We start from the raw sequence: 7,657 nt of genomic DNA on the forward strand, positions 1-7,657 counted from the left end.
GAGCGCAGTTCTAAGGTCTTTACCAAGACCAACTACGCCTAGAACGCGACCGCCATTTGTGACATACTCTTCACCTACTAGTTTAGTGCCAGAGTGGAATACGATGGTTGTATCATGTTGTTTAATATCACCATGAATTACATCACCCTTGGAAGATGTTTCAGGATATCCTTTAGAAGCAAGAATGACACAAGCAGCAGAGGAATCTTTCCATTTCACCATATCAGCTGTTAATGTACCTGTGGCACAAGCCATCATAATTTGACCTAAATCACTATCAAGTAATGGCAATACAACTTGTGTTTCTGGATCGCCAAAGCGTGCATTAAATTCTACAACCTTAGGACCTTGAGGCGTAATCATAAGGCCTGCATAGAGACAACCCACATAAGGCATGCCCTCTTTTTGCATGGCCGCCACCATAGGTTCTAAGATTGTTTTCATCGCTTCATCACGCAATGCATCTGTAAGCACTGGCGCTGGTGCATAGGTGCCCATACCGCCTGTATTAGGGCCTTTATCACCATCAAAGATACGTTTATGATCCTGGGAAGCAATCATAGGCACTACCGTCTTACCGTCTACAAAGGCAAGTAAGCTCGCTTCTTCGCCTTCCATGAATTCTTCAATAACAACGGTGCTACCTGCATCACCAAAGCGATTACCGCTAAGCATATCTTCTACAGCTGCATTCGCTTCTTCTACGGTCATCGCTACTACAACGCCCTTACCGGCTGCCAAACCGTCAGCTTTCACCACGATAGGAGCACCTGTTTGAGCGATAAATTCTTTTGCTTCGTCTACCTTGTGGAATACACCATAGGCAGCCGTTGGAATATTGTATTTTTTCATAAGGTCTTTGGCAAATACCTTAGACCCTTCTAATTGAGCAGCCGCTTTAGATGGACCAAACACAGGAATTCCAGCTACATTGAGTGCATCTGCTAGTCCTGCTACAAGAGGAGCCTCTGGACCAACAACAACTAAATCAACGTGATTATCTTTCAAAAAACGAATTAAATGATCCCTTTGCTGCCAATCAATGCCGACTAGCTCTGCACAATCTGACATGGCTGCACTGCCAGGAATGGCATATACCTTTGTTACGCTAGGGCTGATGGACAATCGCCATGCCAATGCATGTTCGCGGCCGCCGTTACCGATTACACATACTTTCATAAGTCCTCCATCGGCGCCTAAACGCCATCAAGTTCATAGTAGAAGAAATAGTTAGTAATTGTGCTTAACTATAAGCTAAATATCTCAACCGATTAATGTTTAAAGTGGCGAATGCTTGTAAACACCATAGCAATCCCTGCTTCGTCAGCAGCTTTGATGGATTCTTCATCGCGAATGGATCCACCTGGTTGAATAATGGCTGCAATACCATGTCTTGCCGCTGTCTCTACAGTATCGCCGAATGGGAAGAATGCATCAGAAGCTAATACAGCGCCTTTAGCAGCTTCACCAGCTTGTTCAAGGGCAATTTTCGCAGAACCAACGCGGTTCATTTGACCCGCCCCAACACCGAGGGTACGTTTTTCATTAGAAATCAAAATAGCGTTGGATTTTACATGTTTTACAAGCTTCCAAGCAAATTCAAGGGCTTTCCATTGTTCCTCTGTTGGTTGTACCTTCGTAACCACTTTATAGTGAGCGCGGTCTTCTTGGATATCATCCTCTGTTTGCACCAATAGACCACCAGAGACTTTTTTCACTGTCACTTGTCCAGACTCAGGTTTAGATAACTCGATGAGACGAATATTCTTCTTTGCTTCAAGGATGTGTAATGCTTCTTTTGTGAAAGCAGGTGCCATAATGACTTCTAGGAAAATTTTGCTCATTTCTCCGGCAGTAGCAGCATCAACTTCACGGTTTAAAGCCACGATACCACCAAAGGCAGATACGGAGTCTGCTTCGTAAGCATTTACGTAAGCATCATGCAATGTAGCTGCTGTAGCTGCACCACATGGGTTTGTATGCTTAATGATACATGCTGCAGGATCTGCAAACTCCCACACCATATTCCAAGCTGCTTCCATATCTACGATATTGTTATAAGAAAGCTCTTTGCCATGGAGTTGTTTCAAGGCCCCCATGCCATGGGCTTTACCGATTTCTTTGTAGAATGCCGCTTTTTGATGCGGATTTTCCCCATACCGAAGATCAGTTACCTTTTCATAAGCACTTAAATATTCTGGAGGTGTAGGACCTTCGTTTAAGATGCCACTCATGTAGTTAGCAATAGCTACATCATAAGCTGCAGTATGAGCAAAGGCCTCTTTCGCTAGACCAAAGCGATAATCTTTAGTCAATTCCCCATGTTCTTTAAGCATTGCTAAGATTTCGTCATAATGATCTGGATTTACCACAATGCCCACATACGCATGGTTCTTCGCCGCAGAGCGCACCATGGTAGGACCACCAATATCGATATTTTCAATAGCTTCCTCTAAGGATACATTTGGTTTTGCAATGGTTTCACGGAATGGATAGAGATTGACAACCACAAGGTCGATTGGTTCAATGCCATGATCTGCCATAGCTTTTTGATGTTCCGCATTGTCGCGGATTGCCAAAATACCACCATGAACCTTTGGATGTAATGTCTTTACACGGCCGTCCATCATTTCAGGAAAACCAGTCAAAGATTCTACGGCTTTTGCTGTAATGCCTGCATCAGTAATAGCCTTAAGGGTACCACCTGTGGAATAAATGGTTACACCTAATTCAACTAATCCCTTTGCAAAGTCTACAATACCTGTTTTATCAGAAACACTAAGTAATGCATTTTTAATCATCTAACGTCTTCCTTTGCTTACACATCAATCTTCAATATATACAACACGACCTTTTATAGTGAGCTTATCCTCACAAAATAGTCGCAACGCCTCTTTATACGTTTTATGCTCGATAGGCAATAATCTATCACTCAAAGTATCCTCTGTATCATCAGGTAATACAGGCACCGTATTCTGCATAATGATTGGGCCCGTATCCATTCCGGCATCAACAAAGTGTACCGTACACCCCGTAATTTTTACGCCTCCGTCAATGGCTTGTTGATGACCATGAAGGCCTGGGAAGGATGGCAATAATGCAGGATGGATATTTAAAATCTTATGCTCATATCGTTCAATGAGCTTAGTCCCAACTATGCGCATATAGCCTGCCAAGACGATGCCATCAACCTTATAAGGCTCTAAGGCATCTAGTTGAGCCTGTTCAAAGCTCGCTTTTGAATCATAATCGCTACGGTCGATAACAATGAGGGGAATATTCCAAAATTTAGAGCGTTCTACAATACCGGCATCGCCGTGATCTGTAATAATTACAACAAATTCACCATTAATATAGCCTTCTTGCATGGCCTTATACAGTGCTTCCCCATTGGAACCGCGGCCGCTAGCAAAGAGGGCTAATCGCTTTTTAGAATTACGCATCGAACTCAGCCCCTTTAAGGACAACAGGACCATCACCGCTTACGATACGGCCAATTTCATAAACCGCTTCACCACGGCTACTAAGATTTTCTTTAACCTTTTCAACATCGTTTTGGTCAACGATGAGGATCATACCAATACCCATGTTGAAAGTGCGGTACATTTCAGGCCATGCTACATTGCCCCATTCTTGTAATTTCGTAAATACAGGAAGTCGTGGCCATGTTGTAACATCTACCTCTGCAGTCACACCCTTTGGCAATACGCGAGGAATGTTTTCATAGAACCCACCGCCTGTAATATGAACCATACCCTTTACAAGTTCTTGTTCAATTAGTGGTAAGACTGCTTTTGGATATAAACGTGTAGGGGTCAATAATTCTTCGCCTAAAGTCTTACCAAACTCTGGGATGTCTGTATCGATAGACAATTGTTTGTGGTCGAATACGATTTTACGAACCAAGGAAAAACCGTTGGAATGGACACCAGAAGATGGCAAACCTAAAATCACATCACCCGCTTTGATACTTTCACCAGTAATCAATTTAGGACGATCAACGATGCCAACGGCAAAACCAGCTACATCGTAGTCATCATTATCGTAAAAGCCTGCCATTTCAGCAGTTTCGCCGCCCAGTAAAGCACAGCCAGACTCTTCACAAGCCTCTGCCACACCGCGCACGATATCTGCTACTTTCACAGGATCAAGTTTACCAACTGCAATGTAGTCGAGGAAGAATAGAGGCATAGCACCTTGTACGAGAATATCGTTAACACTCATAGCTACGCAGTCTTGGCCAATAGTATCATGCTTATCCATCATGATAGCGAGACGTAATTTTGTGCCTACCCCATCTGTACCAGATACTAGCATAGGGTCAGACATGGAGTGACCAGCTAAGGAATAGAGGCCCCCAAAACCACCTAAATCACCAACAACACCTGGTGTATAGGTGCGTTTCACGGATTCCTTCATCAATTCTACAGCACGATTACCTGCATCGATATCAACGCCTGCATCGCGATAGGTTAAACTAGTTTTATTCGAGCACATATTTGACCCCTTCCTCTTGTTCCGCAGGAACCTCTACACTGTAATCACCATTAAAGCAAGCAAAACATAAGTCATTAGGCGCTATATCAGAAACAGCGCGACATAAGCCTTCACGAGATAAATAATGCAATTTATCAGCATGAATATAGTCTTTGATTTCATCTACTGTATGTGTGGCAGCAATGAGTTCTTTACGCACTGATGTATCAATGCCATAGTGACAGGAGTACTCAATGGATGGAGAGCTAACGCACATGTACACCTCTTTGGCACCCGCTTCTTTTAACATCTTAACAATGATGCCACTCGTAGTACCACGTACAATAGAGTCATCGATGAGTACAATCCGTTTACCACTTACCACATGAGGAAGTGGGTTTAGTTTCATGCGAACAGCTAATTCCCGTTCCTCTTGATTTGGCTTGATAAAGGTACGACCGCTATAGCGATTTTTCACTAACCCTTCTGCAAACGGTATACCCGATGCACGAGCATAGCCTAGTGCTGCTGTAGTACCCGAGTCAGGAATAGACATGACAATATCTGCATCATATTTCGTTTCGTTATATAACTCACGTCCCATATTGAGGCGGGATTGATAAACCGATTGACCATCAATATGACTATCGCCACGTGCAAAATAGATGTATTCAAAAACACAGAGCTTTTTATCAATTTTTTCTGGTTCTGCATAAATAGTGCTACGCACGCCTGAATCATCGATGATTACCATTTCGCCTGGATCGATGTGACGAATAAACTCGGCTTTTATGGCATCTAATGCACAGCTTTCACTAGAGAGAACATAGCCATTTTCAGTTTTACCCAAGCAGAGCGGTCTAAAACCTTGTGGATCACGCACACCTACTAAGGAGTCATTTGTGGTAATAACTAGAGAAAAAGCTCCTTCAATTTGACGCGCCGCATCAGCAATGCGTTCCTCTTGTGTCTCAGCTTTAGAACGCGCAATGAGGTTTACGATAACCTCGGAATCCATGGTCGTTTGGAAAATGGAACCATCCGCTTCAAGACGTTTACGAATGGATAAGGCATTCGTTAAATTACCATTATGAGCTACCGCAATTTGACCACCTTGATAGTGAATTACCAATGGTTGGATATTACGCGGATTATTGGAACCTGTTGTAGAGTACCGCACATGACCAGTCCCCATATGGCTTGGTAAGGATGGTAGTTCTTTAATGGCCTCAGTCAACAAGCCCATACCTTTTTTTAGTTCTACATCATGACCATCTGTAACGGCAATGCCCGCGCTTTCTTGGCCACGGTGTTGGAGTGCAAAGAGCCCCCAATATACATAGCGTGCTACATCAACGGTTCTATCATAGACACCGAATACACCACACTCTTCATGCCATTTATCAAAAACAGGATCGTAGTTCATTGTGCCCCCTTAGGCGCGTTCGCCAGTAAGACGGAATAACATTTCCTTGTACGCTTCTTCAATATTGCCAAGATCTCGACGGAAGCGGTCTTTGTCGAGCTTTTCACCTGTTGTAGCATCCCAGAAACGGCATGTATCAGGAGAGATTTCGTCGCCTAATAATACTTCACCATTGTGAGTACCAAATTCTAATTTAAAGTCAACAAGGGTTACATTTTTTGTAGCCAAGAATTTTTTCAAAATATCATTTACTTTTAAAGTGATTGTAGAAATTACATCAAGTTGTTCTTGCGTAGCCCAGCCAAGTGCTGTGATTTGGGATTCGTTGGCAAATGGATCGCCTAATTCATCATTTTTGTAGCAGAATTCAAGGATTGGATGTTTAAGAGGAGTACCTTCTTCAATACCAAAGCGTTTAGCCATGGAGCCAGCTGCAATGTTGCGAACAATAACTTCTAAAGGAACGATATCCAAAGTAAGTACTGTTTGATTGCGATCATCTTCGCGACGAACAAAGTGAGTTGGTACCCCTTCTTTTTTCAACAATTCAAAGAAGAAGGAGGAAATTTTATTGTTCAATACGCCTTTGCCAAGGATAGTATCATGTTTTTCGCCGTTGAATGCAGTAGCATCATCTTTGTAATGAACGATGTACTCATCTTTGTTATCTGTTTGATATACTTGTTTTGCTTTACCTTCGTACAATAATGTTAATTTTTCCAAGTCGATGTTAGCCATGATGTGTCTCCTTTATCATAATGAATGATACAAACTATATATGGATATGTAATAAAAGAATTAAGCTTACTTTATGAGCAATGTAATCTGTAACGAGTTATATGATTATAGTTTAATGGCTCCTTGTAGCTCTGCATTATCTGTTAGGACTTTTTCGGCCATATCTTTACGATACTGTACATATTGTTCTTTCAACTCTTTGTTGAAAGCTGCTCCAATTTGTACTGCAAATAGTGCTGCATTTTTAGCGCCGTCAACAGCCATTGTCGCTACTGGCATACCAGATGGCATTTGAACAATAGCCAACAAGGAATCGATACCTTTTAAGGCCGTTGCATTAAGAGGAATACCGATAACAGGTAATGTCGTAAAGCTAGCGACTACGCCAGGTAGATGAGCTGCTGCACCAGCACCTGCGATAAAAGCGATAGCCCCTTCGCCTTCAAGTCTTGTAACAAAGTCTTTTACAGCCTCAGGTGTACGATGAGCTGAAGCAATAACCATTTCATAAGGAATGTTGAATTCATCAAGTACGGCAGATGCCTTTTTCATTGTGTCTAGGTCAGACTTGCTGCCCATAATAATACCGACCTTCATAGATCCTCCTAATAAAAAAGCCCAGCCGAAATAGACTGGGAAAAATGCGCACAAATAGCCTCCGTAGACTTGCGTTGAGTTTGTTGATTTGCATAGTTCACGGTGCTACCTCCTTCTTGTACACAAATTGTAACACCTAACTTTTACAAAATCAACACTATTTTCGAATATTTTTTAATTAATTATTTTTATCATTCGTTATATTCCGAACTTTTCGAAAGAATTAAATTTAATTATATCGACGTTATTCAAAATATATGATTAAAAATATATACTCTTTTTTACAAAACTACACATCCTATTAAACTTAGGTCTTTAGAGGTATTAATGTATATTTTACAAAAAATAAAAAGAAGTTATCCCACCTTTAGAGATAGGATACCCTCTTTCAATTAATTTCCGAACATTACGGCCCTTAAT

7 protein-coding genes are annotated in these 7,657 nt (G+C 41.8%); all 7 read right to left on the reverse strand.

What is annotated here, in order from left to right; translation table 11 throughout:
- Nucleotides 1–1,179 (reverse strand): phosphoribosylamine--glycine ligase (purD, locus tag Q7P05_RS03880; RefSeq protein ID WP_303930591.1); only part of this gene is annotated, 1,179 nt, incomplete at its 3' end.
- Between the two features lie 92 nt (nt 1,180–1,271).
- Nucleotides 1,272–2,801, reverse strand: a complete 1,530-nt coding sequence (purH, locus tag Q7P05_RS03885; protein WP_303930594.1) for a bifunctional phosphoribosylaminoimidazolecarboxamide formyltransferase/IMP cyclohydrolase — start codon at nt 2,799–2,801, stop codon at nt 1,272–1,274.
- Between the two features lie 24 nt (nt 2,802–2,825).
- Nucleotides 2,826–3,443 carry a phosphoribosylglycinamide formyltransferase gene (gene purN / locus Q7P05_RS03890; protein ID WP_303930597.1) on the reverse strand — a complete coding sequence of 206 codons (618 nt, stop codon included), beginning with the start codon at nt 3,441–3,443 and terminating at the stop codon, nt 2,826–2,828.
- Complete coding sequence (gene purM / locus Q7P05_RS03895; RefSeq protein WP_303930599.1) at nt 3,436–4,497, reverse strand: phosphoribosylformylglycinamidine cyclo-ligase; 1,062 nt, start codon at nt 4,495–4,497, stop codon at nt 3,436–3,438. The genes purN and purM overlap by 8 nt, the downstream gene beginning before the upstream one ends.
- Nucleotides 4,484–5,902 (reverse strand): amidophosphoribosyltransferase, encoded by a 1,419-nt coding sequence (gene purF / locus Q7P05_RS03900; RefSeq protein WP_303930602.1) that lies wholly within the window; start codon nt 5,900–5,902, stop codon nt 4,484–4,486. The genes purM and purF overlap by 14 nt, the downstream gene beginning before the upstream one ends.
- Before the next feature lie 9 nt (nt 5,903–5,911).
- Entirely contained in the window at nt 5,912–6,640 is a 729-nt protein-coding gene (gene purC / locus Q7P05_RS03905; protein WP_119206619.1) for a phosphoribosylaminoimidazolesuccinocarboxamide synthase, read from the reverse strand.
- 105 nt (nt 6,641–6,745) lie between these two features.
- Nucleotides 6,746–7,237, reverse strand: coding sequence for a 5-(carboxyamino)imidazole ribonucleotide mutase (purE, locus tag Q7P05_RS03910; RefSeq protein ID WP_303930604.1), 492 nt, complete (start codon nt 7,235–7,237; stop codon nt 6,746–6,748).
- Nucleotides 7,238–7,657: the final 420 nt, after the last annotated feature.

It is taken from the genome of Veillonella dispar (assembly GCF_937975875.1).
GTDB classification, from domain to species: Bacteria; Bacillota; Negativicutes; order Veillonellales; family Veillonellaceae; genus Veillonella; species Veillonella dispar_B.

Bases quoted from the DNA above. Each gene is read 5' to 3' on its own strand.
- purN (WP_303930597.1), bottom strand. From the start codon at position 3,443: ATGCGTAATTCTAAAAAGCGATTAGCCCTCTTTGCTAGCGGCCGCGGT.
- purH (WP_303930594.1), bottom strand. From the start codon at position 2,801: ATGATTAAAAATGCATTACTTAGTGTTTCTGATAAAACAGGTATTGTA.
- purF (WP_303930602.1), bottom strand. From the start codon at position 5,902: ATGAACTACGATCCTGTTTTTGATAAATGGCATGAAGAGTGTGGTGTA.
- purM (WP_303930599.1), bottom strand. From the start codon at position 4,497: ATGTGCTCGAATAAAACTAGTTTAACCTATCGCGATGCAGGCGTTGAT.
- purE (WP_303930604.1), bottom strand. From the start codon at position 7,237: ATGAAGGTCGGTATTATTATGGGCAGCAAGTCTGACCTAGACACAATG.
- purC (WP_119206619.1), bottom strand. From the start codon at position 6,640: ATGGCTAACATCGACTTGGAAAAATTAACATTATTGTACGAAGGTAAA.